The organism is Belnapia sp., assembly GCF_059504005.1.
In genome coordinates this window covers 1-26295 of record NZ_JCACHU010000057.1, presented here as the reverse complement: position 1 = coordinate 26295, position 26295 = coordinate 1, and the positions used below count along the sequence as shown (strand labels likewise).

The 26295-nt window shown below is 73.8% G+C and carries 25 protein-coding genes; 5 read left to right on the top strand and 20 right to left on the bottom strand.

Annotated elements, in window-relative coordinates:
- Nucleotides 1-68 precede the first annotated feature (68 nt).
- Entirely contained in the window at nucleotides 69-1067 is a 999-nt protein-coding gene (locus AC5JJ1_RS09880; protein ID WP_495784951.1) for an asparaginase, read from the top strand.
- On the opposite strand, the gene AC5JJ1_RS09875 is transcribed toward AC5JJ1_RS09880, so the two are convergent.
- From AC5JJ1_RS09875 to gpmI, 9 genes are all read right to left on the bottom strand, one after another.
- Complete coding sequence (locus AC5JJ1_RS09875; protein ID WP_495784950.1) at nucleotides 1064-4096, bottom strand: AAA family ATPase; 3033 nt, start codon at nucleotides 4094-4096, stop codon at nucleotides 1064-1066. The two genes, AC5JJ1_RS09880 and AC5JJ1_RS09875, sit on opposite strands and share 4 nt — an antisense overlap.
- A 3-nt stretch (nucleotides 4097-4099) precedes the next feature.
- Complete coding sequence (locus AC5JJ1_RS09870; RefSeq protein WP_495784949.1) at nucleotides 4100-5248, bottom strand: exonuclease SbcCD subunit D; 1149 nt, start codon at nucleotides 5246-5248, stop codon at nucleotides 4100-4102.
- Nucleotides 5249-5371: 123 nt separating this feature from the next.
- Nucleotides 5372-6472, bottom strand: a complete 1101-nt coding sequence (locus AC5JJ1_RS09865) for a M48 family metalloprotease (RefSeq protein ID WP_495784948.1) — start codon at nucleotides 6470-6472, stop codon at nucleotides 5372-5374.
- Between the two features lie 8 nt (nucleotides 6473-6480).
- Nucleotides 6481-7041: a LemA family protein gene (locus tag AC5JJ1_RS09860; protein WP_495784947.1), complete on the bottom strand. Its 561-nt coding sequence runs from the start codon at nucleotides 7039-7041 to the stop codon at nucleotides 6481-6483.
- Between the two features lie 18 nt (nucleotides 7042-7059).
- Entirely contained in the window at nucleotides 7060-7539 is a 480-nt protein-coding gene (locus AC5JJ1_RS09855) for an RNA pyrophosphohydrolase (protein WP_495784946.1), read from the bottom strand.
- A gap of 11 nt (nucleotides 7540-7550) precedes the next feature.
- Nucleotides 7551-8576: a divergent polysaccharide deacetylase family protein gene (locus tag AC5JJ1_RS09850; protein ID WP_495784945.1), complete on the bottom strand. Its 1026-nt coding sequence runs from the start codon at nucleotides 8574-8576 to the stop codon at nucleotides 7551-7553.
- A 10-nt stretch (nucleotides 8577-8586) separates the two neighbouring features.
- A complete protein-coding gene (locus AC5JJ1_RS09845) occupies nucleotides 8587-9978 on the bottom strand; it encodes a S41 family peptidase (protein WP_495784944.1) in 1392 nt (463 codons plus the stop codon).
- A gap of 114 nt (nucleotides 9979-10092) precedes the next feature.
- Nucleotides 10093-11325: a murein hydrolase activator EnvC family protein gene (locus tag AC5JJ1_RS09840; RefSeq protein ID WP_495784943.1), complete on the bottom strand. Its 1233-nt coding sequence runs from the start codon at nucleotides 11323-11325 to the stop codon at nucleotides 10093-10095.
- Between the two features lie 40 nt (nucleotides 11326-11365).
- Nucleotides 11366-12895, bottom strand: a complete 1530-nt coding sequence (gene gpmI / locus AC5JJ1_RS09835) for a 2,3-bisphosphoglycerate-independent phosphoglycerate mutase (protein ID WP_495784942.1) — start codon at nucleotides 12893-12895, stop codon at nucleotides 11366-11368.
- A 113-nt stretch (nucleotides 12896-13008) separates the two neighbouring features.
- On the opposite strand from gpmI, the gene AC5JJ1_RS09830 reads away from it, so the two are divergent.
- Nucleotides 13009-13698: a 2OG-Fe(II) oxygenase gene (locus tag AC5JJ1_RS09830; RefSeq protein WP_495784941.1), complete on the top strand. Its 690-nt coding sequence runs from the start codon at nucleotides 13009-13011 to the stop codon at nucleotides 13696-13698.
- A 3-nt stretch (nucleotides 13699-13701) separates the two neighbouring features.
- Here the strand turns inward: AC5JJ1_RS09830 and AC5JJ1_RS09825 are convergent, their stop codons facing one another.
- The 10 genes from AC5JJ1_RS09825 to AC5JJ1_RS09780 all read right to left on the bottom strand — a co-directional run bounded on the left by AC5JJ1_RS09825 (nucleotide 13702) and on the right by AC5JJ1_RS09780 (nucleotide 23410).
- A complete protein-coding gene (locus tag AC5JJ1_RS09825; RefSeq protein WP_495784940.1) occupies nucleotides 13702-14511 on the bottom strand; it encodes an SDR family NAD(P)-dependent oxidoreductase in 810 nt (269 codons plus the stop codon).
- Between the two features lie 15 nt (nucleotides 14512-14526).
- Complete coding sequence (locus tag AC5JJ1_RS09820) at nucleotides 14527-15180, bottom strand: alpha/beta hydrolase (protein WP_495784939.1); 654 nt, start codon at nucleotides 15178-15180, stop codon at nucleotides 14527-14529.
- Nucleotides 15180-15860 (bottom strand): NnrU family protein, encoded by a 681-nt coding sequence (locus AC5JJ1_RS09815; protein WP_495784938.1) that lies wholly within the window; start codon nucleotides 15858-15860, stop codon nucleotides 15180-15182. The genes AC5JJ1_RS09820 and AC5JJ1_RS09815 overlap by 1 nt, the downstream gene beginning before the upstream one ends.
- A gap of 10 nt (nucleotides 15861-15870) precedes the next feature.
- Nucleotides 15871-16338 (bottom strand): 23S rRNA (pseudouridine(1915)-N(3))-methyltransferase RlmH, encoded by a 468-nt coding sequence (locus tag AC5JJ1_RS09810; protein WP_495784937.1) that lies wholly within the window; start codon nucleotides 16336-16338, stop codon nucleotides 15871-15873.
- Nucleotides 16335-16922: a ribosome silencing factor gene (rsfS, locus tag AC5JJ1_RS09805; protein WP_495784936.1), complete on the bottom strand. Its 588-nt coding sequence runs from the start codon at nucleotides 16920-16922 to the stop codon at nucleotides 16335-16337. Before rsfS ends, AC5JJ1_RS09810 begins: the two co-directional genes overlap by 4 nt.
- 705 nt (nucleotides 16923-17627) lie before the next feature.
- Nucleotides 17628-18233: a nicotinate-nucleotide adenylyltransferase gene (locus tag AC5JJ1_RS09800; protein WP_495784935.1), complete on the bottom strand. Its 606-nt coding sequence runs from the start codon at nucleotides 18231-18233 to the stop codon at nucleotides 17628-17630.
- A complete protein-coding gene (locus tag AC5JJ1_RS09795; RefSeq protein ID WP_495784934.1) occupies nucleotides 18230-19093 on the bottom strand; it encodes a 2-keto-4-pentenoate hydratase in 864 nt (287 codons plus the stop codon). Before AC5JJ1_RS09795 ends, AC5JJ1_RS09800 begins: the two co-directional genes overlap by 4 nt.
- A 25-nt stretch (nucleotides 19094-19118) precedes the next feature.
- Nucleotides 19119-20384 carry a glutamate-5-semialdehyde dehydrogenase gene (locus AC5JJ1_RS09790; protein ID WP_495784933.1) on the bottom strand — a complete coding sequence of 422 codons (1266 nt, stop codon included), beginning with the start codon at nucleotides 20382-20384 and terminating at the stop codon, nucleotides 19119-19121.
- Nucleotides 20385-20411: 27 nt separating this feature from the next.
- Nucleotides 20412-21542 (bottom strand): glutamate 5-kinase, encoded by a 1131-nt coding sequence (gene proB / locus AC5JJ1_RS09785; RefSeq protein ID WP_495784932.1) that lies wholly within the window; start codon nucleotides 21540-21542, stop codon nucleotides 20412-20414.
- 86 nt (nucleotides 21543-21628) lie between these two features.
- Entirely contained in the window at nucleotides 21629-23410 is a 1782-nt protein-coding gene (locus tag AC5JJ1_RS09780) for a carbohydrate-binding domain-containing protein (protein ID WP_495784931.1), read from the bottom strand.
- A 214-nt stretch (nucleotides 23411-23624) separates the two neighbouring features.
- On the opposite strand from AC5JJ1_RS09780, the gene AC5JJ1_RS09775 reads away from it, so the two are divergent.
- From AC5JJ1_RS09775 to AC5JJ1_RS09765, 3 genes are all read left to right on the top strand, one after another.
- Nucleotides 23625-24143 carry a hypothetical protein gene (locus tag AC5JJ1_RS09775; protein WP_495784930.1) on the top strand — a complete coding sequence of 173 codons (519 nt, stop codon included), beginning with the start codon at nucleotides 23625-23627 and terminating at the stop codon, nucleotides 24141-24143.
- A 279-nt stretch (nucleotides 24144-24422) separates the two neighbouring features.
- A complete protein-coding gene (locus AC5JJ1_RS09770; protein ID WP_495784929.1) occupies nucleotides 24423-25394 on the top strand; it encodes an SDR family oxidoreductase in 972 nt (323 codons plus the stop codon).
- 297 nt (nucleotides 25395-25691) lie between these two features.
- Complete coding sequence (locus AC5JJ1_RS09765; RefSeq protein WP_495784928.1) at nucleotides 25692-25838, top strand: hypothetical protein; 147 nt, start codon at nucleotides 25692-25694, stop codon at nucleotides 25836-25838.
- Nucleotides 25839-25953: 115 nt separating this feature from the next.
- On the opposite strand, the gene AC5JJ1_RS09760 is transcribed toward AC5JJ1_RS09765, so the two are convergent.
- Nucleotides 25954-26295, bottom strand: a 342-nt coding sequence (locus AC5JJ1_RS09760; RefSeq protein ID WP_495784927.1) for a hypothetical protein, incomplete at its 5' end; no start/stop codon positions are given.

The following is a 26295-nucleotide window of genomic DNA, read 5'->3' as shown; positions in this document are numbered from 1 at the left end:
CAGTTCGGCGACGTGCTGACGGTGGACGAGTGCATCGCCGGCCTCGCCATGGATGAGAGGGACGCGGCATGAGCCGGAAGAGGATCGCCTTCATCGGCACGGGCGGGACGATCGCGTCGCTCGGCAACGGGCCGCTGGATACCGTCAATTACGGCGCCATGGGCAACATGCTGCAGGCGGATGGCATCCTGGAGCGCTTCCCCGATGTGCAGCGCGTGGCCGAGGTGGTCGCCGTGCGCTACCGCAACGTGCCCTCGCCGCAGATCGCCTGGCCGGAGTGGCGGCAGCTCGTCCTGCTCTGCGACAAGGTGGTGCAGGATGATCCTTCGGTCGCCGGCATCGTCATCGGCCATGGCACGGCCTCGCTCGAGGAGACCGCCTATTTCCTCTCGCTCACGCTGAAGGTCCCGGTGCCGGTGGTGGTGGTCGGCTCGCAGCGGCCGGCCTCGGCGCTCTCGACCGATGCGGGGCTCAACCTCGTCAACGCCGTGCGGGTCGCGGCCGACGAGGGCGCGCGCGGGCTCGGCGCCGTGGTGGTGCTGAACGACGAGATCCAGGCGGCGCGCGAAGTGACCAAGACCTCGACCGGGCGGATGCAGACCTTCCGCAGCCCGGATTTCGGCGTGCTCGGCCAGGCGGATGGCGACAAGGTGGTGTGGTACCGCCGGCCGCTGCGGAAGCTGGCGCCGGAGACGGAGTTCGACATCCGCGGGCTGGAGGCGCTGCCGCGGGTCGACATCGCCTACAGCTATGCGGGGGCGGATGGCACGGCCGTGCGCGCCTTCACCGCCGCCGGGGCGCGGGGGATCGTCGTCGCCGGCTTCGCACCGGGCTTCGTCACGCCGGGGGATGCGGCGGCGCTGGCCGAGGCGTGCGGGGCGGGCGTCACCGTGTTGCAATCGACCCGCTCGGGCAGCGGGCGCGTCTTCCCGACGACGAAGCTGGCGGAAGCGGGCTTCATCCCTGCCGACAACCTCAACCCGCAGAAGGCGCGCATCCTGCTGGCGCTCGCCCTGACCGTCAGCAGCGAGGCGCGCGAGATCGGGCGGGTCTTCGCCACCTATTAGCCGAGGCGGAAGGCCGCCGTGGTGCCGCGGCGGCCGGGCGTGACCTCGAGCCGGGCGGGGATGCGCTCGCGCAGTTCCGCGACATGGCTGATGACGCCGACCAGCCGGTCGCCGGCCTGCAGCCCCTCCAGCACGCGGATGGCGGTATCCAGCGTCTCGGCATCGAGCGTGCCGAAGCCCTCGTCGATGAAGAGCGCGTCGAGCTGGTGGCCGCCGGCATGGGCGGCGACCGTGTCCGCCAGGCCGAGGGCCATGGCGAGGGAGGCGCAGAAGCCCTCGCCGCCTGAGAGGGTGGCGGCGGGGCGGGCCTCGGCATTCCAGCCGTCGACCACCTCGATGTCGAGGCCGGCCTTGGCGCGCAGCCGCTCCGGCTCCTCGCGCCGGCGCAGGCGGTAGCGGCCGTCGAGCATGCCCTCCAGCCGCGCATTGGCGGCGGCGAGCGCCTCGTCGAGCAGGCCGGAGAGGACATAGCCCTCGAAGTCGAGGCCATGGCCGTTGCGGCCCTCGGCGAGGTCGGCGAGGTCCTGGCGGAGCGCGGCGGCGGCCGCGGCCTCGGCCAGCGCCGCCTCGGCCGCCGCGATGTCGGCGAGCAGGCGGTCATGCTCCTCCACGGCGCGGGCGGCGAGGGTGGCGGCCTGCAGCGCGGCGGTGGCGGCGGCCTCGGCGGCGGCACGGGCGGCGGCCAGGGCGGCGAGGTCGGGCAATGCGAGGCCGGCGGCGGCCGATGCGGTGGCGCTGGCCTGGCTGGCGGCGGCGGCCCGGGCCTGGTCGAAGCCAGCGATGGCGGCGGCGAGCGCGTCCTGCGCAGCCGAGGCGAGGCGGGCGGCGCGGGCAGCGGCCGGATCGGCGAAGCCTTCGGCCATGCAGGCGTGGGCGAGGCGGTCAGCGGCCCCGGCGGCGGCCGCTTCGGCGGTGGCTGCGGCCTGGGCGGCGGCGGCGGCATGCTCGGCGCGGGTGCGCGCGGCTTCGGCGGCGGCGGCGGCCTCCTCGCGGGCGGCACGCAGAGCCGCGGCGAGGCGGGCGGCGCGCGCGGCAGCGGCTTTGGCCTGGGCGTGGAGGGTGGTGGCGTCCGGGCTGTCGGGCGGCAGGCGGCGGCGGCGTTCCTCGGCCCGGGCCGCGGCGGCGGCCTGCCCGCCGGCGGCGGCGGTGACGGCCTCGCGCGCGGTGGCGAGGCGGGCCTCGGCGGCAGTGGCGGCGGCCCCGGCTTCGGCGGCGGCGCGGGCGAGGGCAGCGAGGCGGCTGGCAGCCTCCTCGGCGGCGGCGAGGGCACCCTCCTCGGCGCGAAGGGCGGCCTCCAGCCCCTCGCGCGGCGCATCGCCGAGGCGGGCGAGGGCGGCGGCCTGCTGCTCGCCGGCGATGGCAAGGGCGGTCGCGGCCTGGGCGGCGCCGCGGCGAGCCGCGTCCAGCGCGGCCTCGGCGCGGGCGGCGGCCTGTTCCAGGGCGGCGAGGTCGGGGAGGGGCGCGTCACCTTGGGGCCGGGCGGGGATGGGGTGGTGCGGGCTGCCGCAGACGGGGCAGGGCTCGCCCTCGGCCAGCAGGGCAGCGAAGCGGGCGGCGTGGTCGGCGGCGATGCGGGCGGCGGCGGCCTCGCGGGCAGCGCGGGCGGAGTGGGTGCGGGTGGCGGCCTCTGCCTCGGCGGCGGCGGCGCGGCCGGACTCGGCGCGGGCGCGGCGGAGCGCGGCCTCGGCGCCGTCGAGGGCGCGGGCGGCGGCAAGGCGGGCGGCCACGGCCTCGCGGGCAAGGCGGTGGCGCTCGCGTTGGTCCGCCATGGACTGGGCTGCGGCGCGGGCGGCTTCGGTCGCGGCGGCGGTGGCGCGGGCAGCGTCGAGTGCGGCGGCAGCCCTGGATTGAGCGGCCTCGGCCTCGCGCAGCATGGCTTCGGACTGGGCGGCGGCGCGGCTGGCGTCCTCCGCTTCGGCGACGAGGGCGATGAGGGCCTGCAGCCGCTCCGCCTCGGCCAGGGCGGCGCGGGCCGCTGCCTCCTGAGCGGGGGCATCGGCGAGGGCGGCCTCGGCGCGGGCGAGGCGGTGGCGGGCCTCCTCGGCGCGGGTGGTGGTGGTGGCCGCTTCGGCGTGCTGGACGGCGGCGGCGGTGGCGGCGGCCTCCGCCTCGGCGAGGGCGAGGCCGAGGCGGTCGGCGCGGCGGGCGGCCTCCAGCTGGGCGCGGTCGGACTGGATGGCGGGGGCGCGGGCGTCCAGCTCGGCCAAGGCCCGCGCGGCGGCGGCGGCGGCGGCCAGGAGGCGCGCGTTCTCCTGGCCGGCGGCCTCGGCGGCGCGGGCCGCAGCGGCGGCGCTGGCGGCGGTGTGGCGGGCGGCCTCGGCCTCATGCGCGGCGCCGAGCAGCGTGATGCGGATGGCGAGCGCCGCCTCCGGCGTCTCCGCCCCGGCGCGGCGGAGCAGGTTGGCGCGGGCGCCCATCGCCTCGCGCAGCGCGCCCTTCGACGCATTGGACGCGGCCGACAGCTCGCGCTGGATCCGCGAGTAGAGCGCGGTGCGGAAGAGGGTCTGCAGGATCGCCTGGCGCTCGGCCGGCTTCGCCACCAGCAGCTCGCGGAAGCGGCCCTGGGGCAGCAGCACGGTCTGGCGGAACTCCGCGGCGCTGAGGCCGAGCAGGGCGAGGATGCGCGCCTCCACCTCCGCCTCGCGCTCGATCGGCGGGGCGTCGGCGTCGAGCGCCTGGAGGGCGACCTTCATCCGCTCCTTGGTGGTGCCTTCGCCGCGGCGCTTCGGCCGCTCCCATTCCGGGCTGCGGGTGATGCGCCAGCGGCGCTGCCCTTGGGCGAATTCCAGCGCCACCTCGGTCGGCGCGTCGGGCGGGGCGTGGCGGCTGCGGAGATGGCCGGGCAGGCGCTCCTCGCCGCTGCTCTCGCCGAACAAGGCGAAGCAGAGCGCATCCAGCAGGCTGGTCTTCCCCGCTCCCGTCGGCCCGGCGATGAGGAAGAGCCGGTGCGGCCCGAGCGCGGCGAAGTCGATCTCCTGCCGCGCGGCATAGGGGCCGAAATGGGTGACGGTCAGGCGGAGCGGACGCATGGCCTAGTGCTGCGCGGCCTCGGCGGCCTCGATGGCGGCGACCAGCACCGGCCGGGCCTCCTCCGGCAGCGGGGCGCCGCGCAGCTCGGCATGGAAGCGGCCGAAGAGGTCGAGCGGGCGGGCGACCCGCGCCGCGGCGCCGGCCCCGGCATTGCCGCCGCCGCCGGCGCGCTCCGCCGCATAGCGGAGGCTGACGATGCGCGGGAAGACCTCGGCGAGCCGCCGCTGCGCCTCCGGCACCGGCGCCGGGTCGGTGAGGACCAGGGCGACGTAGTCCTCGCGCGCCGGCCCCTCCGCCTCGCGCAGCGCCGCGAAGCGCCCGGTCAGCACGCGGAGGCCGCGGCGCGCGGTGAGCGGGATCTCCTCGATGCGCGGCGTGCCGCAGGCGGCGAGCTCCACCAGCGTCACCGACTTGGCATGGTCCGCCTCCTCCACCGAGTAGGGGAAGAGCGAGCCGCTGTAGCGCAGCCGGCCGCCGTGCAGGCTCTGCGGCCGGTGCAGGTGGCCGAGGGCGACGTAGTCGAAGCCGGCGAAGCGCGCCGCATCGATGGCGCCCGTCCCGCCGACCGAGAGGGCGCGCTCGCTTAAGGGGCTCTCGGCGCCGCCGGCGACGAAGGCATGGGCGACGAGCACGCGCGGCCCCTCGGCGGGGCAGAGCGTGTGCAGCAGCGGCGCGAGGGCGGCGAAGGCGCCGTCATGGTCGGCGAAGCGCGCCTCGGCGAGGCTCGGCTCGCGGGCCAGCGCCAGCGGCGTCGCATAGCCGCAGGCGACGACCGTGGTGCGGCGGCCTTCGCGGTCGGCGAGCGGGATCGCCTCGCCGCAGGGCGTCTGCACGATATGCAGCCGCGCCGCGGCCAGCAGCCGGGCGCCGAAGCCGACGCGCCGTGCCTCGTCATGGTTGCCGGGGATGATGACGACCGGGACGCCGAGGCCGAGGACGAGCGCGCTCAGCACCTCGTCCAGCAGCCGCACCGATTCGGCGGGCGGGACGGCACGGTCGAAGACATCGCCCGCGAGCAGCACGGCATCCGGCGCGGTGTCGCGCACGATCGCCGGCAGCTGCTCGGCCAGCAGATGGGCCTGGTCCTCATGAAGCGAGTGCCCGCCGAGGCTGCGGCCGAGATGCCAGTCGGCGGTATGGAGGAATCGCATGCGGCCGCACCATGCGCAGGCGCGGCGGGCCTGCGCAAGCGAGAGCAAACCTGGATGGGCAAAATCGGCCGATCGAACGACAGGCCGGAGCGGGTCCGCGAGCCAGGGCGGATGGATGCCGCCCTAGCTCTGCCGCCACCAGGGCGAGCCGGGGATGGGCGCCGCCGCGGGCATCGTCGCCCCGGCCGGGGCCGGCGCCGCCTCCAGCACGGAGACGGGGCCGGGGTCGCGGCCGCCGGCATAGCGGATCAGCGCGCCGACCCGCTCCTCGAGCGGCGGATGGGTCGCCAGCCACTTCCGCCCCAACGTTTCGCCCGGGCTGGCGAGCAGCATCGCCTGCACCTGGGCGGGCAGGCGCGGCAGCTCCGACTGGGCGGCGACCTTGCGCAGCGCCGAGATCAGCGCATCCGGGTCCTGGGTCAGCTCCACCGCCCCGGCATCGGCGAGGAATTCGCGGTTGCGCGAGAGGGCGAAGCGCAGCGCCAGCGCCAGCGCCCAGGTCAGCAGCATGATGGCGAGGGCCAGCAGCACCAGCAGGATCGCAGCGCCGCCGCCCTTGCCGTCGCTCTTCGAGGACGAGGACGAGGAGCGGTTGCGGCCCGTCGCGGTCGCGGTGCCCTGCCGGCCGAAGCCCTGGCCGGCGCGGACTATCAGCTCGCCCGGCAGGGAGATGACGCCGGCGAAGACCGCCGCCACCACGGCGAGCCGCGCATCGCCGTTGCGGATATGGGTCAGCTCATGCGCCAGGACGGCGGCGAGCTCGCGGTCGTCGAGCGCGTCGAGCAGGCCGCGCGTGACGGTGACGGCGCCGGTCTGGCGCGAGAGGCCGGAGGCGAAGGCGTTGCGCGCCGGCTGCTCGATCACCGCCAGCCGCGGCATGCCGAGGCCGCGGCTGATGCAGAGCGTCTCGACGGCGTTCCACAGCCGCGGCTCCTCCTTCCGCGTCACCGGATGGGCGCCGGTCAGCAGGTCGAGGATGCGCTGGTTCCAGAACCAGGCGATGGCGAACCAGGCCGCCGTCACCGCCAGCACCACGGGCAGCACGGCGGGGATGATGCGGGCGGCGTCGTGCAGCCCCGCGCGGAAGCTCCGCGCCTCGTCGGCCACGATCAGCAGGCCGAAGGCGAAGCAGATCAGCGCGAGCAGGACGGGGAAGCCGGCCAGCAGCAGGCCGGTCTTCCAGCCGTTGTTCCAGATCCAGGTCTTCAGCCCGAAGGCGCGCATGGCAGGCGCTAGAACTTCACCTGCGGCGGCGCGGCGATGGCGGCGCGCTCCGCCTCCGGCAGCTCGAAGAAGCCGCGCGGCAGGAAGCCGAGCGCGCCGGAGAAGAGCACGGCCGGGATCTGTTGGATGGCGCTGTTGTACTCGGCGGTGGCGTTGTTGAAGAAGCGCCGGGCGGCGGCGATCTTGTTCTCGACATCGCCGAGCTCGGATTGGAGCTGGAGGAAGTTCTGGTTGGCCTTGAGGTCGGGATAGGCCTCGGACAGCGCCATCAGCCGGCCGAGCGCGGCGCCGAGCGCGCCCTCGGCGGCGGCGGTCTGCTCCGGACCGCGGGCGCCGATGGCGGCGTTGCGGGCCTGCACCACGCCTTCCAGCGTGCCGCGCTCATGCGAGGCATAGCCCTTCACCGTCTCGACCAGGTTGGGGATGAGGTCGTGCCGCTGCTTCAGCTGCACATCGACATCGGACCAGGCCTGGCCCGTGGTCTGCCGCAGCGCCACCAGCCGGTTGTAGGTGACGACCAGCCAGAGCAGCAGGATGACGACGACGCCGAGGACGATCCAACCCGTCATGCCGCTTCCCCTCCCGCCTCACCCGGCGAAGCGGGCGAAGTCGCGGGCGATGATATCATAGATTCCGCGCTTGAACGAAACGGCCAGCGCCGGCAGCTCGGCGAGCGGCGCCCAGCGCCAGGCGTCGAACTCCGGATGCGGGTCGAGGTCGAGGCGGATCTCGCTGTCCTCGCCGAGGAAGCGCAGTGCGAACCACTTCTGCCGCTGGCCGCGATACTTGCCACCGAGCGCGCGGCCGAGCAGGTGCGGCGGCAGGTCGTAGCTCAGCCAGTCCGGATGCTCGGCGAGGATCTCGGCGCGGCGGGTGCCGATCTCCTCCTCCATCTCGCGGAAGACGGCGACGGCGGGGTCCTCACCCGGATCCATGCCGCCCTGGGGCAGCTGCCAGCCGCCCGGCGTGCCCTCGGCATTCGGGAGGTCGGCCCGGCGGGCGACGAGGACGAGGCCGGCGCGGTTGAACAGCACCGCGCCGACATTGTCGCGGTAAGGCAGGTCCATGCGGGGTTCCTTCAGCGGGCGGCGGGGCGCTGGATCAGCGCGGTGACGGGGGCGAGGACAAGGCCGCTGGCCTCCACCGTGCCGGTCCAGGCGGCGAGGCGGTCGATCAGCACCGGCGAGGCCTCGCCGGCATAGCCGAGGGCGGCGCCGCGCTCCCGCGCCAGGGCCTCGAGCTGGCCGAGCTTCCGCTCGATCTCGCCGCGCGTCGCCGGCTCGTCCAGCACCAGGTCGACGGTCCGGCCCCAGACGCGGTCCGGCGCCGGGGCGCCGGGACGGGGATCGACATAGAGCAGCCCGCGGCTGGCGAGCCGGGCCTGCAGGTCGCCATAGGGGGCGAGCATGGCGGCGAAGCGCTCGCCCCGCATGGGCCCGAGCGCGCCGATCGCCCCGACATAGCCGGTGAAGCGGGAGAGCAGCCAGGCCAGGCGGTCCTCGTTCTCCGCCGCGGGCAGGCTGGTCAGCAGGGCGCGGTTGCCGGGGTTGTCGAGCGGATAGCCGGTGGGCTCCAGCGGCAGGGCGAGGAGGATCTCCATCCCCCGGGCACGAGCCTGGTCCAGCAGCCGCCCGGGCTGCGGCGCATAGGGGCTGAAGGCGAGGGTGACGGGGCCGGGGAGGCGGCGGATCGCCTCCTCGGTCATGGCGGCATTCATGCCGAGCCCGCCGAGGACGAGGCCGATGCGCGGGCGGCTATCCTGGCGGTCGAAGGGGCGGCCGAAGGCGCGGATCGGGGTGCGGCCATCGGGGCCGATGCGGGGCATCGGGCCATGGGGGCCGGGATCCTGCAGCACCTCCTCGCCGGTCGGGACGGGGCGGTCGGGCGGCTGGCCGGGGCGGCTGGCGGCCTCCATCAGCGGGGGGGGCGGCTCGCGCGCGGCGGGGGGCTCGGCCCGGGCGGGCACGGGGCCGGGCGTTGCCTCGGCCACCGGGGCGGGCAAGGGGCCCAGCCAGGCGAGGACCGCGGTGCCGCCGCCGATGAGCAGCAGCAGCACGGCCCAGGAGAGCATCAGGGCCCGCCAGCCGGCAGACAGGCGCGCCATAGGAGCAGGATCAGCGCGCGGCGCGCCGGCCCGGGCTCTGCACCGCTGCGAGGTTGCGCAGGAGCTGCGTCGCCTGCTGGAGCTGGAAGTCGGTCTCCGGCTTGGTCGGGTCGAAGGAGGGCGTGCCCTCGGGCGGCAGGCGCGTCACCTTCTCGGCGATGCCGTTCGGCAGCTGCAGCGGCGGGATGGAGGCGCCGGCGGGCTGCTGCACGCCGCCCTCGTTGCGCAGCGCCCGGCGCAGATCGGCCTCGCGCTCGCGCGGAATGTTGGCCGTCGCCTCCTGGCGCTGGGCCAGCACCTCGATATCGGGCTCGATGCCGGTGCCCTGGATGGACCGGCCGGAGGGCGTGTAGTAGCGCGCCGTGGTCAGGCGGATGGCGCCCTGGCCGGGGATCGGCATCACGGTCTGCACGCTGCCCTTGCCGAAGGACTTGGTGCCGAGGACGATGGCGCGGCGGTGGTCCTGCAGCGCGCCGGCGACGATCTCGCTGGCCGAGGCGCTGCCGCCATTGATCAGCACGACGACCGGCAGGCCGCCGGCGATGTCGCCGCCCTTGGCGTTCCAGCGCTGCGCATCCTCCGGCCGGCGGGCGCGTGTCGAGACGATCTCGCCCTGCTCCAGGAAGTCGTCCGAGACCTGCACCGCCTGGTCGAGCAGCCCACCCGGGTTGTTGCGAAGGTCGAGCACGATGCCCTTCAGGCTGTTGCCGGCCTGCTGGCGCATGGCCTGGATGGCGCGGCGCAGGCCCACATCCGTCTGCTCGTTGAAGGAGGTGAGCCGCACATAGGCGACGTCGTTGCCCTCGATGCGGAAGCGCACCACCTGCGGGCGGATGACCTCCCGCGTCAGGGAGAGCTCGATCGGCCGGTCGGCGCCCTCGCGGCGGATGGTGATCTTGATGGCCGTGCCGCGCTCGCCGCGCATCTGCTCCACGGCTTCCTGCAAGGTCAGGCCCTGGACGGAATTGCCGTTGAGATGGGTGATGAGGTCGCCCGCCTTGACGCCGGCGCGGGCGGCCGGCGTCTCGTCGATCGGGGAGATGACCTTGATGTAGCCATTCTCCTGGGTGACCTCGATCCCGAGCCCGCCGAACTCGCCGCGGGTCTGCACCTGCATGTCGCGGTAGGAGCGCTGGTTCAGGTAGGAGCTGTGCGGGTCGAGCCCCGTCAGCATGCCGTTGATGGCGTTCTCGACCGCGTCGCGGTCGTTGATCGGCTCGACATATTCGGCGCGGACCCGTTCGAAGACATCGCCGAAGAGGTTCAGCAGGCGATAGGTCTCGGCCCGGCCGCCTTCCTGCGCCCAGGCCTTGACCATGGGGGAGGTGACCATGGGGCCGAGAATGATGCCGGCGGCGAATGCCGCGCCGACCGTCGTCACCGTCCGAACCCTGCCCTTCATGCGGCACCCGTATCCCTGTTCCGGCGCGGCCCCGGGAGGCCACGATCCGGCATGTTAACGCGAAGCCCGGCCGCATGGCAGGGCCAGTATCCGTAACGTCAGGTATCTCCGGCCTTAACCCGAGAACCAGCCGCGCGGATCGACCGGCTGGCCATGGCGCCGGAGCTCCAGGTAGAGCGCCGCCGCGCCGAGCTGCCCGACGGGCTCGCCAGCCAGAAGCCGCTGGCCCGGCGTGGCGTCCAGCCGGTCGAGCCCCGCCAGCACGACATGGTACCCATCGCCGCAATCGACAATCAACAACTGGCCAAAACTGCGGAAGGGCGCGGCGAAGACGGCACGCCCGCCGCAAGGGCTAACGACGCGGGCGCCGGCGGCAGCCTGGAGGGTGAGGCCGCGCGCCGGGCCGCCCTCGCCGGCGGCGCCGAATTCGCGGGTGACGCGGCCGAGCACGGGCATGGCGCGGCCGCCAGAGGCTCGCGGCGGCGGGTCCGGCGTGCGGGCGGCGGCCATTTCGGTCTCGGCGCGGCGGCTGCGGGCCTCGGCGGCCTCGCGGGTGCGGGCAGCCTTGTCCCGGGCCTCGGCGGCGGCGCGCTCGCGGGCTTCTGCGGCTTCGCGGGCGCGGGCCTCCGCGGCCTCGCGAGCCTGCTCCTGGCGGAGGCGGGCGAGGGCGGCTTCGAGGCTGCCGGCGCGGGCGGCGGTGGCGGCGGCGCGGCGGGCGGCCTGCTCCTCGGCATCCTCGGCGCCGGCGCGGCGGTCGCGGGCGGCTTTCAGCTCGGCATCGAGAGAGGCGGCGGCGGCGCGGGCCTGGGCCTCGGCCTCGTGCAAGGCGGCGGCCCGCTCGGTGGCCTCGGCGGCGCGGCGTGCGGCCGTGGCCTCGGCGCTGCGGAGGGCGCCGGCCTCGGCGGCGAGCTGGCGGGAGAGGCTCTGCAGGACGAGCAGGCCGCGCAGCCGGTCCTCCGGCGGGCCGGGCACGGCCAGGAGGGATTCCGCCGGCCAGAGGCCGAGGCGGAGCATCAGCGGCAGCATCGGCGCCAGCGCCTCGGCCCGGGCGCGGCCCTCGGCGCGGGCAGCTTCGGCGGCGGCGCGGGCGGCGGCGAGGTTCTCCTCCGCCTCGCCCTTGCGGTGGTCGGCGGATTGGGCGCGGCGGGCAGCCTCGACCCGGCGTTCGGCCAGGCGGCGCTCCTCGGCTGCGGCCGAGGCGGCGGCGCGGGCGGCGGCCTCGGCGGCGGCGCGCTCGGCCTGGGCAGCGCGCTGGGCCTCCTGCACCGCCTGTGGCGTGAGGGGCTGGGCGGCGGCCGGCAACACGGCGAGGAGCAGGGTGCCGAGCAGGGCTGGGATGCGCGTCAAAGCGGCATCGCAGGTAGCACGGCGCCAGGCGCCGGCGCCATCAGCGCTTGAGCAGCGAGACCCCCGTCATCGCCGCCGGCTGGGGCTGGCCCATCAGCTCCAGCAGGGTCGGGGCGACATCGGCGAGGCGGCCGTCGCGCAGCACGGCGCCGGCTGGGCCGTTGACCAGGAAGACCGGCACCGGGTTCGTGGTGTGCGCGGTGTGCGGGCCGCCGGTCGCCGGGTCCTTCATCAGCTCGCAATTGCCGTGGTCGGCGGTGACGAGCAGGACACCGCCCTGGGCCCTCACCGCCTCGGCGATGCGGCCAAGCGCCGCGTCCACCGTCTCCACCGCCTTGATCGCCGCCGGCAGGCTGCCGGTATGGCCGACCATGTCCGGGTTGGCGAAATTCAGCACGACGAGGTCATAGGTGCCCGTGTTGATCGCGGCGACGACCTTCTCGCAGAGCTCGGGCGCCGACATCTCCGGCTGCAGGTCGTAGGTGGCGACCTTGGGGGAGGGGACCATGACGCGGTCCTCTCCGGGGAAGGGCGGCTCCTGGCCGCCGTTCAGGAAGAAGGTGACGTGTGGGTACTTCTCCGTCTCCGCCGCGTGGAGCTGGCGCAGCCCGGCGCGGGAGACGACCTCGGCCAGCAGGTCGTGCATCTCCTGCGTCGGAAAGAGGGTGCCAAGGACGCGATTCAACCCCGTCGAGTACTCCACCATGCCGGCCGCGGCGGCGAAGCGCGGGATGCGGGGGCGCTCGAAGCCGTTGAATTTGGGGTCGAGCAGGGCATCCAGGATCTCCCGCACCCGGTCGGCGCGGAAGTTGAAGCAGAGCAGCCCGTCGCCGTCGCGCATGCCGGCATAGTCGCCGATGACGGTCGCCGGGATGAACTCGTCCGTGACCTTCCTACCATGCGCCGCGGCGATGGCGGCGGCCGCATCCGGTGCGCGCTCGCCCTCGGCCAGGACCAGGGCGCGCCAGGCCTGGCCGACGCGCTCCCAGCGATGGTCGCGGTCCATGGCGAAGTAGCGGCCGGTGAGGGTGGCCATGCGGAAGCCGGCGAGGCCAGCGGTCGCCGCCTCGAGTGCCGCGAGATAGCCGGGCGAGGCCTCCGGCGGGGTGTCGCGGCCATCCGTGAAGGCGTGCAGGGCGACGGGAATGCCGGCCCCGGCGAGCACCTTCGCCAGCGCCGCCGCATGCGCCTGGTGGCTGTGGACGCCGCCCGGGGAGAGCAGGCCGAGCAGGTGGCAAGTGCCGCCGCTCTCCCGCAACCTGGCGATGAGGTCGGTCAGCGCCGGCAGGCGGGCGAGCGAGCCATCCGCGACCGCGGCGTCGATCCGCGGCAGGTCCTGCATCACCACCCGCCCGGCGCCGAGATTGAGGTGGCCGACCTCGGAATTGCCCATCTGCCCATCCGGCAGGCCGACATCATGGCCCGAGGTGCGGAGGAAGGCGCGCGGCCCCGCGGCCCAGAGCGCGTCGAAGACCGGCGTCTTCGCCAGGCGCACGGCATTGTCCGCCTCCTCCTCGCGCCAGCCCCAGCCATCGAGGATGGTGAGCATCACGGGGCGGGGTGCGGGCATGGGGGCTCCTCCTCTGGCGTCGTGCGGACCTAGCTCCCGGGGCGCGCCGGCGCAACGGGCGGGGGGCGGGGTGGGGCGATCACGTCCATAAGCGCGGTTCGAGGGAGGATGCGATGCAGGGGATCGACTGGGCGGCGGCGGAGGCGGCACTGGATGCGGCGGGCGTGGCGCGCCTCGGCCCGGTGCTGGCGCCGGCGGAATGCCGGGCGCTGGCGGCGCAGTATGACGAGGAGGCACGCTTCCGCAGCCGGGTGGTGATGGCTCGGCACGGCTTCGGTCAAGGCGAGTACCGCTACTTCGCCTATCCCCTGCCGGAGCCCGTGCAGTCGCTGCGGGAGGTGCTCTACCCGCGCCTCGCGCCGGTCGCCAATCGCTGGAACGAGCGGATGGGCCTTCCCGTGCGCTACCCGGCCACCCATGCGGAGTTCCTCGCCCGCTGCCATGCCGCCGGCCAGGCCCGGCCGACGCCGCTGCTGCTGCGCTACGGGCCGGGCGACTTCAACTGCCTGCACCAGGATCTGTATGGGGAGCATGTCTTCCCGTTGCAGGTCGTGGTGCTGCTCTCGGCGCCGGGCGAGGATTTTTCGGGCGGGGAATTCGTCCTCACCGAGCAGCGGCCGCGCATGCAGTCGCGGGCCGAGGTCGTGCCGCTCGGCCTCGGCGAGGCGGCCGTCTTCGCCGTGGTCCAGCGGCCGATGCGCGGAAGCCGGGGCGACTACCGCGTGACGATGCGCCATGGCGTGAGCCGGCTGCGCAGCGGGGCGCGGCACACGCTCGGCATCATCTTCCATGATGCCGAATAGCGGTCAGACCATCTCCTCCGGCAGGGCGGCGATGGCCGTCGCCCCGGCATCGACTGGGATGATCGCCCCGGTCATCCAGCGCGCATTGCCGCCGCAGAGGAAGACCACTGCGGCGCCGACATCCCAGCCCGTGCCCTCAGTCTGCAGCACGCTCCGCTTGCGCCGCGCCTCGCGCTTCGCCGGCGACATGCCGCCGGCCTGGACCATCGGCGTGTAAACCATGCCGGGGCAGATGCAGTTGACGCGGATGCCGTCGGCGGCGTGATGCACCGCCATGGCGCGGGTCATGTTGACCACGGCGCCCTTGCTGGTCGGGTAGAGCAGGTTCGGGTGGCCGCCGCGCAGCCCGGCCACCGAGCCGATATTGACGATGGAGCCGCCGCCCGCGGCGCGCATCGCCGGCACGGCGTATTTCGCCATCAGCATCATCGAGGTGACGTTGACGAGGAGACCCTGCGCCCAGGCCTCCGGATCGACGGTCTCCGCCGTGCCGGGCGGGCCGCCGATGCCGACATTGTTCACCAGCACGTCGAGCCGGCCCCAGCGCCCGGTCGCCGCCTCTACGACCGCCCGGCACTGCGCGGGCTGCGTCACATCGGCGGCGATGGTGAGACCCTCGCCGCCCTCGGCCTCGATCATCTGTTGGGTGTCGCGCGCCCAGTCCTCCGTCGCATCGGCCAGCACCAGCCGGGCGCCCGCGCGGGCGAGCAGGATGGCGGTGGCGCGGCCATTGCCGACACCCTCCCCGGGCCGCGAGCCGGCGCCGGTGACGATGGCGACCTTGCCTGCGAGGTTCTCGGCGATCTCGGCCATTCCTTCTCCTCCCCTTCAGTCCTGCCGCAGGAAGGCGAGCGCGCGCTGCGCGATCTCCTCCGGCACCTCATGGCCGCCGTCGAATTCGAGATAGGTCAGCGGGTAGCCGGCGCGCTGCAGCTTCGGCGCCAGGCGGCGGCTGCAGAGGTCAATGTTCAGCACCCGGTCCTCGGTGCCATGGCTGAGGAAGCAGCGCGGCTTCCCCTCGATGTGGAGCGGCGCGGCGAAGCCGGGCGAGAAGGCGAGCGCATGGGTGAAGAGCGCCCCATTCATCATGGCGAGCGAGAGCGCGTAGGAAGCGCCGTCGGAGAAGCCCGCAGCGGCGACCCGCGCCGGATCGACCGGCCAGGCAGCGAAGACGGCGGCGAGTGCCGCATCGATCCGCGCCACATCCGGTCCGTAGCCGCCTTCCAGCACGTCCCAGCTCGTGCCGCGGCTCTTCGGCAGCAGCACCAGCGCGGCCTCGGCGATGGGCTCGATGCGGCGGAGCGCCCGCGCCGGGTCGCCGCCCGCGCCGTGCAGCATGAGGATCAGCGGCAGCGGCCCGGCGCCGGGGGTGGCGGGCACGCGCAGCAGCGCCTCGCCGAGCGGGTGGAGGCCGGGCGGCAGCGCCCAGGGCGCAGCGGCGCCGAGAGGCCGGGGGCGAGCGGCGATGCGGCCTTCTTCCATCAAGAGCCACCCATCAGCAGGGGCGAGACGCCGAAGATGCGCGGGTGGAAGTGCAGCAACGCCGCCCAGGCCAGCGTCCCGATCACCGGCGGCACCCAGCCTATCTCGCCGGGCGCCAGGCGGTTCCGCCCGGCAAGGATGGCGCCGAAGGGGATGATGGAGGTAGTGGCGGCGAGCCTCGGCCATTCCGCGGGCGCCCGCTGCGCGAGCTTGGCGTCGATGCTCGGCATGCCGGCGAGCGCGGTGACGAGGAAGGCGCCGAAGAAGAGCAGCGCGGCCGTGTCGCCATTGCCGATCATGTGGATCGCGGCCCAGAGCGCGAAGGACCAGAGCATCGGGTGGCGGGTGATGCGCTGGATGCCGCGCGCCTCGACGCCGAGCCGCGTCTCGCCGCCGACCGCCGTCGGGTTGGGCTTCGCCACCGAGGCGACGAAGAGGATGAAGGCCGGCAGCATCAAGAACGCCAGCACCCAGCGCAGCCAGCCCGGCGCGAACCAGAGCGGCGTAGTCTCCGCCGCCTTCCAGGCCTCGATGAGGAAGAAGATCGCGGCGAAGGAGGCGAGCGAGAAGGCGATGCGGAAGCCGCCCGCGCCGAGCCGGGCAACGAGCGCCCCGCGCAGCCGCGTGCCGGCAAGCCCGACATGGACGCCGATCCAGACCAGAGCCGCAATCGCCAGCATCGTCATGTCCTCAAGGCCGCCAGGGCCGATGATAGGGGTGGCCGGAGCGGATGGCCTGCACCCTGTACCATTGCTCGGCGAGCAGGCCGCGCACCAGGAAATGCGGCCAGGTCATGGGGCCGAGCGAGAGGCGGTGATCCGCCCGCGCCAGCACCGCCTCGTCCAGCCCCTCCGCCCCGCCAACCAGGAAGCAGAGCGGCTTGCCCGCTGCCTCCCAGCGGGCGGCGAGCGCCGCCAGCGCCTCGCTCCCCGGCGCCTCGCCGCCGAGGTCGAGCGCCACCGCGAGGGCCCCCTCTGGCAGGGCGGCGAGCAGCGCCGCGCCCTCCCGCCGGCGGATCTCGCCCGGGCTGCCGCGTGCCTCCGCCAGTTCCGTCACCGCGAAGGGCGGGCGGAGCCGGGCATTGTGCTGCTCGAACAGCGCCGCCTCCGGCCCGCCCCTCAGCCGGCCGATGGCGATCAGCCGCGGCGCCCGGCTCACGCCCCGGCCGCGTCGTCCGGCGGCGGGCTGCTGCCCTCGGGCTGCGGGCTGTCGGGGCCCCACATCCGCTCGAGCGCATAGGTCGTCCGCGCCTCGGGCTTGAAGAGGTGGATGACCATGTCGCCGCAATCGATCAGCACCCACTCGTCCGAGCCCTGGATCGCATCCCGGCGCAGCTTGAGGCCTACCTTCTCCAGTGCATCCTCCAGGTGGTTCGCCATGGCCTGGATCTGCCGGTCCGAGAGGCCGGTGGCGATGATCATCCGGTCGGTGAAGCTGGCGCGGTCGGTGACGTCGAGGACGAGGATGTCCTCGGCCTTGTCGTCCTCCAGGCTGGTGCGGGCGGCGGTGACCATCTGCTCCAGCCGGTCGGGGGGGGCGTTCTCCTCGGTGCGCGGGCGGCGGGCAGGCTTCGCCTCCGGCCCGGCGATGACCTGGCGCTTGCGCGGGCTCGGCTCCTCCTGCGGCACCGGCTTGGGCGGCACGCCGACCGGGCGGCGGATGACCTTCGCCGCGGGCATGGGCGCGGCGGGGATCAGGTGGCTGGCGGCAGGCTTGGCCGCCGGGCGGGAAGCGCCGCGCATCGGCCTGGCGGCGACGGCCTCAGGCCGGGCGGCGCGGGGCTTCGCGGCGGCGCCGGGGCGGCTGCGCGTGGGCTTCTCCTCCGCGGCGCGGCGGGTGCGGGCGGGCGCATCGGCCGTGGGCCTGGCACGGCTGCGCGTCGGTGCCTCGGGCGCTGGCTTGGCGCGGCTGCGCGCGGGCTGGTCGGACGCGGCCTTGCCGCGGCTGCGGGGGGGCGGGCTGTCGGATTTGCGGGCGCGGGCCGGTGCTTCCTCGGCGCCACGGCGGCTGCGCGCCGGTGCCTCGGGCGCGGCCCTGCTGCGGCTTTGCGGGGCCGGGCTTTCCGTCCTGCGGGTGCGCGCCGGCGTCTCCTCGGCACCGCGCCGGCCGCGCTGGGGCGCCTCGGGCGCGGCCTTGCCGCGGGCGCGGGGCGCCGGGCTGTCCGTCTTGCGGATGCGGGCCGGCGCCTCATCGCCGCCGCGGCGGGTGCGCTGGGGCGCCTCGGCCGCGGGCCTGGCACGGCCGCGGGGCTGCGCCGCCTCGGTCCGCGCCGCGGCGCGGCTCTTCGCCGCCGGCTTGGCTGCGCCGCGTGGGGCCTGCTTGCCCGGGACCCGTGGCGCCGCGGGCTTGGACGCACGGGGTGGCCGGGTGGTGGATGTGCTCTTGCCCCCGCTGGGGGGCCGTGGCGTGCGCGCGATGGCCGCCTCCTCTGTTCCTTGTGGTCCGTTCTATAGCACGGCGCCGGCGGCGCGGCGGATGGCCGTCGCCGAGGCCGGATGTTCCCGCGCCGGCACCAGGCTCCAGCCTGCATGCCCGCCCGTTCCGCAATCATCGAGCAACGCGCCGGGCCGCCGGCGGTGCCGCGCCAGCGCCCGCGCCGCCTGGCCGGACAGCGCCCGCCGGGTCTCGCCCGGCCGCGGCAGCACGGCGAGCGGCGTGCGCTGCGCCAGCCGCCGCCAGCCCTTCCAGCGCGGTAGCTGCGAGAGGTTGTCAGCGCCGATCAGGAGCACGAAGCAGGCGCGCGGGAAGCGCTGGTGCAGCAGGGCGAGCGTCGTCACCGTGTAGCGGGTGCCGAGCCGCGCCTCAAGATCGGTGGCGACGATCCGCCGCCCATCGGCAATGCGCCGGGCCGAGGCCAGGCGCTCGGCGAAGGGCGCCATGCCCCGGCGCGGCTTCAGCGGGTTGCCCGGCGAGACCAGGAGCCAGACCTGGTCGAGCCGCAATGCCCGCAGCGCCCGTTCCGCCACATGCCGATGCCCGGCATGGGCCGGGTTGAAGCTGCCGCCGAGCAGCCCGATGCGCGCCCGGCGCCGATCCCCGTGGGCGTGCCTCACCTGACCTGCAGGCCGACCGAGACCGGCTGCTCCAGCATTCCCTCGTAGCGGAGGGTGTAGCTGCGCCCCGCCGCCGCCGGCACCGAGGGCACGAAGCCGCCGAGCGAGACGATGTCGCCGGCCTTCAGCGTCAACCCCTGCCGCGCGAGGTCGCCGATCAGCCACGGGATGACGTTCAGCGGATGGCCGAGCAGGGCGCTGCCCGGCGCTCGCGCCAGCTCCTTGGTGTCGTCCGAGAAGACGACGGTCATCGAGCCGAGGCGCGCCGCGAATTCCTCCGTCGCCGGCACCGGGATCGGCGTGCCGACGACGCCGAGCCGGGCCGCGGTGTTCACCGAGACCAGCAGCGGCCCGTTCACCTGGCCGCCGAGCCCGACCCGCGGCAACTCGATATAGGGGATCACCTGGTCGAGGTGCCGGAGGATGGCGACATGGTCGTTGCCGGCGGTGTTGATGCCCTCGTCACGCACGCGGACGAGCAGGTCCGCCTCCACCCCGACACCGGCAATCTGCGGCGTGAGCTGCAGCGTCGCCCCGTCCCGGAGGCTCACCATGCTCTGGAACATCACGCCGTAGACCGGGCCGGACAGGCCGAAATTGCGCTGCGTCGCCGCCCCCGTCGCGCCCGCCTTGTAGCCGATCGGCCGGCCGAGCTCGGCCGCCAGCAGCGGCACCAGCTTGGCGCGGGCGCATTCGGCATCGGCCATGGAGAGGTCCGGATAGGGCTCCGCCGGCCGGCCCGCCAGCAGCGCGCCCGCGGTCGCCACCACCGCCGGGTCGGGCGGGCAGGCTGCCCGCGCCGCGAAGAGGGGGGCGAGGCCCGGCAACAGGGCGACGGTCAGCAGAAGCAGGCAGCGCATGGATGGTCCCTCCGGTGGGGAGGGATCAGGGCCTGACCTGTCCGCTCCCGATCACATGGTAGCGGTAGGTGCAGAGCTGCTCCAAGCCGACCGGGCCGCGGGCATGCAGCCGCCCGGTGGCGATGCCGATCTCCGCGCCGAAGCCGAACTCGCCGCCGTCGCAGAATTGCGTCGAGGCATTCCAGAGCCCGACTGCCGAGGAGAGGCCGCCGAGGAATGCGGCTGCCGCCTCGGCATCCTCGGTCACGATCGCCTCGGTATGCTCGGAGCCGAAGCGGCGGATATGCGCCAGCGCCGAGGCGACGCCATCGACCACCGCGACGGAGAGCACCGAGTCCAGCCATTCCGTGGCGAAGTCCGCCTCCGTCGCCGCGGGCAGGTCGGGGCAGATGGCCCGCGCCTTGGCATCGGCGCGGAAGTCGCAGCCCCGCTCGCGCAGGTCGGCGACCAGCACCGGCAGCAGGCCGGGGGCGATGGCGGCGTCGATCAGCAGGGTCTCGGTCGCGCCGCAGACGCCGGTGCGGCGCAGCTTGGCGTTCACCAGGATGGAGCGCGCCATGACCGGGTCGGCCGCCGCGTGGATGTAGGTGTGGCAGAGCCCCTCCGCATGGGCGAGGACGGGCACGCGCGCCTCCTCCATCACCCGGGTGACGAGGCCCTTGCCGCCGCGCGGGATAATGAGGTCGATGAGGCCGGCGGCGCGCAGCATGGCGCCGACGAAGCCGCGATCGGCCGTCTGCGCCACCTGCACGGCCGCCTCCGGCAAGCCGGCGGCGCGCAACCCCCTGGCCATGGCGGCATGGATGGCGGCGACGCTGCGCAGGCTCTCCCGCCCGCCGCGCAGGATGACGGCATTGCCGGATTTCAGGCAGAGCGCCGCGGCATCGGCGGCGACATTCGGGCGGCTCTCGAAGACCATGCCGATGACGCCGATGGGCTGGGCGATGCGGCGCATCACGAGGCCGTTCGGCCGGGTCCATTCGGCGAGCAGGCGGCCCACGGGGTCCGGCAGCACCGCCACCTCCTCAAGGCCGCGGGCCATGGCCTCGATCCGGGCCGGCGTCAGGGTCAGCCGGTCGCGGAAGGCGGCCGAGAGGTCGGGCGCGGCTGCCACATCGGCCTCGTTGGCGGCGAGGATGGCCGGGGCCGTATCGCGGATCGCGCGGGCGGCCTCGCGCAGCGCCAGGTCCTTCGCCGGTCGCGGCGCGCGGGCGAGGTCGGCGGCCGCGGCGCGGGCGGCGCGGGCGGCGGCTTCGAGCTGGCGGGCGGCTTCGTCGGCGAGGGCGTTCATGCCGAGAGGCCTAGCGCCGCCCGGCTGCTACAGCAAGACCAGGTCGTCGCGGTGCACCACCTCGTCGCGCCCACGCCAGCCGAGGATGGCCTCGATCTCCTCGGAGTGATGGCCGGCGATGCGGCCGGCCTCCTCCGCATCATAGGCGGAAAGGCCGCGGGCCAGCTCGCGCCCCCCGGCATCGCGCACGCTGACCGGGTCGCCGCGGTGGAACTGGCCCTCGACGCGGCGGATGCCAGCCGGCAACAGGGAGGAGCCGCGGGCCAGCGCCCGCGCCGCGCCGTCATCCACCACCAGCGCGCCGAGCGGGGCGAGCGAGCCCGCGATCCAGCGCTTGCGGGCGGTGCGGCCCTCGGGCGCGGGGAGGAACCAGGTGCAGCGCGCGCCCTCCTGCACAGCCTGCAGCGGGTTGTCGGGCGCGCCGAGGGCGATCGCCATGGCGCAGCCGGCGCCGGTCGCGATGCGGGCCGCGATCAGCTTGGTGCGCATGCCGCCCGAGGAATAGCCCGGCGGCGGCTCGCCACCCATGGCCATGATCTCGTCCGTCAGCTGCGGGACGAGCGGCAGGTGCGCCGCCCCCGGATCCCGCCGCGGGTCGGCGGTATAAAGCCCGTCGATGTCGGAGAGCAGCACCAGCGCGTCGGCCGCGATCATCTCGGCGACGCGGGCCGCGAGCCGGTCGTTGTCGCCGAAGCGGATTTCCGCGGTGGCAACGGTGTCGTTCTCGTTGATGACGGGGATGCAGCCGAGCTCCAGCAGCGTCCCGAGCGTCGCCCGGGCGTTGAGGTAGCGCCTCCGGTCCTCGCTGTCCTCGAGGGTGAGCAGCAGCTGCGCGGCGGCGAGGCCGTGGCCGGCCAGCGCTGCCTGCCAGGCGCCGGCGAGGCGGATCTGCCCGACGGCGGCGGCCGCCTGCTTCTCCTCCAGCTTCAGGCGCTTGCGGGTCAGGCCGAGGGCGCGGCGGGCGAGGGCGATGGCGCCGGAGGAGACCACCACCACCTCCGCCCCCCGCGCGCGGAGGGCGGCGATGTCGGCGGCGACGGAGGCGAGCCAGGCCTCGCGCGGCGCGGCCGTCCGCTCGTCCACCACCAGGGCGGAGCCGATCTTCACCACCAGGCGGCGGGCGGCGGCGAGGCTCGGGAGGGCGGGGCCTGGGGTCATGGGCGCGCCGCATAGCACGGACGGCCCGGACATGGAAAAGGGCGCCCCCGGCCGGGAGGCGCCCTGTCCCGCCTGTCGCCTGTTGCCTAGGCGAAGAGCATGTCGCTCGCCGCGACCTTCGTGGCATGGGCCAGGAAGACCGAGTCGCTCATGCCGTCGAAGGTGACCAGCATGCCGGAGACGCCGCTCTCGCTCGCCGACGCCGCATGCATGCCGGACTGGCTGAAGCCGTTGAAGGCGAGCTTGTCCACGCCGGCGGTGAAGCCGTCGATCACCACATGCCCAGTGCCCTTGTTGACCGCGAAGACGTCCTTCAGGGCGGTGCCGATATGGGTGGCGCCGAAGCCTTCGGCCGCCTCGCTGAAGCGGAAGTCGTTGGGCCCGTTGACCTTGAAGGCGTAGCTGTCCTTGGCGAAGGTCGCGCCCTTGTAGACCAGGTCGTCGACATAGAGGTTGCGGTCGCCGCCGCTGCCCGAGGCATCGTTGATGAACTTCACCGTGAGCTTGTGGTCGCCTGCGCCCCACTCGCCCTTGATGGTGATGGTGTCGCTCGCCCCGGCGGCATGCGAGGCGCTCGCCGTCAGCGTCCCGTCGATCTGCTTGCCGTCGACGCTGACGATGTACTGCGCGTTGCCGTTGTAGGCGTCCTGGCTGACCTTCATGACGATGGCGTCGCTGCCGGCGCCGATCGTCTTCACCAGGCCGGTCGAGGGCGTGCCGGGCGCAGGGATCGGCGTCGGCGCGACCTCGGTGAAGCCGAAGTCGACCGAGCCGTTCCTGCCGAGATCGGCCGTGCCCTTGGCGAGCGCCGTGCCGTTGTAGGTGATGCCGTCGACATGCAGGTTGCGGTCGAGGCTGGCGGAGCCGCCATAGGCGTCGTTGAGGAAGGTGACGGTGACCTTGTGGGTGCCCGTGCCCCAGTCGCCCTTGACGGTAATGATGTCGTCCTGGCCCGCGGCATGCGAGGCGCCGGCGGTCAGCGTTGTGCCGATCTGCTTGCCGTCGACGCTGATGGTGTACAGCGCGTGGCCGTTATAGGCATCCTCGCTGATCTTCAGCACCAGCGTGTCCGTGCCGCTGCCGATGGTCTTGATGACCGGCGTGCCCGGGACCGGCGTGATCGTGCCGCCTGAGGTGCCGCCGGCAGGTGCCGTCCCGGTCCACTGCGACATCACCACGTTGTCGATATGCGTCGTGACCTTGCTCGGCGTCGCGCTGGTCGGCCCGCCGCCGAGCCAGGCCTCGCTGGGAGCGGCGACGTAGCTCATCGCGCCGAAGCCCATGGGGCCGTCCGGGATGAGGTCCGGGTTGTTCCAGCTGGCGACCACCTTGCCGTCGACCGCCACGGTGAGGAGGTTCGGCAGCCAGGTCATCTTGTAGTGGTGCGTCAGACTGGTATCGATGCCGCTGAGCTTCGCGCTGTAGATGTCCTTGTTGTTCGCGCCGGCCCAGTGGAGGGTGTGCATCCCGGAGCCCTTCGGCGTCTCGAGGATGTCGATCTCGCCGTCGCGCGGCCAGACATCGGATTTCGGCCACATCAGGATCGCGGCCTGGGTGCCTTGCGCCTTCTCGACGCGCGCGTCGAACTCGACGGTGCCGTATTTGATGGTGACGCCGGCCGCCTTGCTGTTGAAGCCGCCCGCGCTCCAGCTGCCGTTCGACTGGCGGGTCGCGCTGACCTGCATCTCGCCGCTGGTGACCTTGACGTCGTTGGCATTCCACCAGAAGGCGCCGTTGCCGTAGCTGCCGCCGTGGTAAACGCTGCCCCAATTGGAGAACTTGTAGCCGGCACTGAAATCATCGGAGAGGATGACGCGGTACTGATTGCCGCCGGCATCCGTGGAGACTGTTCCGATTGAGGAAACCATCCGATTTTCTCCCCAAATATGCGTGAAAAACGAAAACGTGATATAGCCTACGGTTGAGATGTATGTCGTATGCAACCTGCAATGGCAAGGCGTGATTGATGTTTCGCCAGATCACAGTGTGTGTGCGAAACATTAACGCCTTCATACAAAGCCGGGCCCGCTGCAAACCGGTGCCCCGCTGTGGCTTTCAGTCGCCATGGCCTGGGAGGACGCGATGCAGGAAACCGCCATCCGGGTGAACCGCGCCCCCGTGCTGACCCTCTGGGCTGCCGTGGTGGCCCGGCGGCTCGGCCACCCGTCGGCGACGGCGCTCAGCCTGGCCAGCGTGGTGGCCGGCACCGCGGCCCGCGCCAAGGCGCGGCGGCTCGGCCTGGCCGAGGGCCATCCGTCCGGCGAGGCGGCGGCACGGCCGGCACGGGAGGTGACGCGGCTGCTCGGCCGCGACATCCCGCTGACCCAGGACAAGGAGGGCGAGGTGCTGGCCGAGCGCGACGGCCATCCCGCCCCGGCTGCGCCGGTCGAGGCCTATCTGGCCCGCGCCTTCGGCCCGCATCTCGACGAGGTGCGGGCGGCGATGGAGGCGCTCGCCGGCGGGATCGCCCCGGAGGAGCTGAACCGCATCGGCTTCCGTCTCTACGAGGCTTTCCGCCCGGATGTGCCGGAGGATGCCAGCGGCTGGGGCGCGAAGGGCCGACTGGACCTTGCACGCATCCGCGCGGCCGCGCCTCGCTGAGCCTCGCGGGAGTCATCCTGGCCCGCGTCGCATGAGGCCGGGGCAAGGTCCCGGGCTGGCTCGTCCTTGAAGGGGCGAGGCAGCCGAACCCGGTTTGCCTCGCGGGTCTTCCGTGGTCCTATCGCCGAGCCGACCGACTGGGTGCGATACCATGCGACATCATGGCGCCTGCTTGGCCAGTGGAAATAAGCCGTAGGTTGGGCCGCCGGATAATGCTTGGGCCTGGCCGGATGCCGCAGCGGCTCCGCGCCGCGCCGGGCCGAAGAAGGGAGGGACTTGATGACCGAGCCGCAGGACGCCGCCACCCAGCAACGCCGCATCCTCGAGCAGGTGCGGGAGGCCGACCGCACGCGCCCGCCCGAGCCGATGAAGGGCGCCATGCAGGCCGGCGCCCGCCGCTATCCGGAGCCGCCCTTCGCGCGCGAGACCATGGCGAAGCCGGGGATCGAGGCCAGCCAGACGCTCTCGCCCATGTACGACGCGCCCTACTGGCAGGGCTCCGGCAAGCTCGCCGGCCGGGTTGCCGTCGTCACCGGGGGCGACAGCGGCATCGGCCGGGCCATCTGCGTGCTCTTCGCGCGCGAGGGGGCGGACATCGCCATCATGCACCTGCCGCATGAGCAGGAGGATGCCGACGTCGTCCGCGCCGCGGTGGAGCGCGAGGGCCGCCGCGCCGTCACCATCGCTGGCGACATCACCGACCGCACCTTCTGCTTCGCCGCCGCCGAGCGGACGGTGAAGGAGCTCGGCCGGCTCGACGTGCTGGTGAACAACGCCGCCTTCCAGCTCCACTGCAACCGCTTCGAGGACCTCACCGAGGAGCATTTCGATCTGACCGTGAAGACCAACCTCTACGGCATGTTCCATATGAGCCAGGCCTGCGTGCCGCATATGCCGCCGGGCTCGGCGATTGTGAACAGCGGTTCGGTGACGGCGCTCGCCGGCAATTCGGCCATCGTCGACTATTCAATGACCAAGGGCGGGATCCATATCTTCACCCGCTCGCTCTCCGGCACCCTGGCGGCGCGCGGCATCCGGGTGAATGCGGTGGCGCCCGGCCCCGTCTGGACGCCGCTGAACCCGACCGAGAACCCGGAGAAGGTCGAGGGCTTCGGCAGCAACACGCGGATGGGCCGGCCTGCCCAGCCGGAGGAGATCGCGCCCGCCTACCTGTTCCTCGCCTCGCCGCAGATGTCGAGCTTCATCACCGGCGAGGTGCTGCCGGTGATCGGCGGCTATACGGATCGCTAGACCGGGCTGCATGGGCAGGGGGGGCGCGCCTGGCCTGATCGGGCGGCAGGGGAATGGGGACGCAGCACGGCCGAGATCATCGGAGGCCGTCTGCACAAAGGCCCCAGCCCTGGCTTGGCCGCTGCGATCCGTTCGGCAGCCGCTCGGACCGCACCTTGCTGCGGCACGAGGGCTTCACCTCCGGGTTCGGGGCCGTGGGCCGTGCCCGGTGAGCTGCGGCGCCTGTGCGAGGGGCGGGACCCTAGCCTCGCCTTTCGCCATGCCTGCCTGAACGCTGGCGCCTTCAAGGAGTGCAGGATGGTGGCGGATTGCCGGGCGATCCATGCCTGCAGCGTCCAGCCGGAGCCGCGGGTGATGCGACCGGACCCGCTGCCGAGCAAGCCGCTGCTGCGGGACCTGGCAACGGCCATCGCCGGGCCGGACCAGCGGGCGCCACGGGACTGAAAAAAATCTCTCGGCATGGGGTTGTGGCGCATGGCGCAAAGCGCTATTTCCCCGCTCCGCCGCAAGGTGGCCCTGCAAGTCAGCCCGAGTAATCGGGGGCAGTGCTTGGTCAAGGTCAAGACCAGCCATTGTATCCGTCGAAGGACGGACCGACCGAAGGGAAGTCAAAAAAGGTCTTGAACGTCGCGCCGCTAAGCGCTACATGATGGATCACCGGACGATGCCAAGCTTCAGGGTTTGGCACTGCTCCGGTTCCTGATTTCGGTGCCTCCGGGCATTTGCTTTTTGCCTCGCAGCGATGCGGGGTGTTTTTCCGCCTTCGGGTGGAAGCGCTCTTTGATAGCTGAATCGGTCTTTTGGAAGACGATGGATCGTCGTCTGGCGTTGCGGCCAGGGGATGGATTGCATCGAGAGTGGTGAGCGGAGCCTGATCGAAAGGCATCTGCGTGGCCTGGCT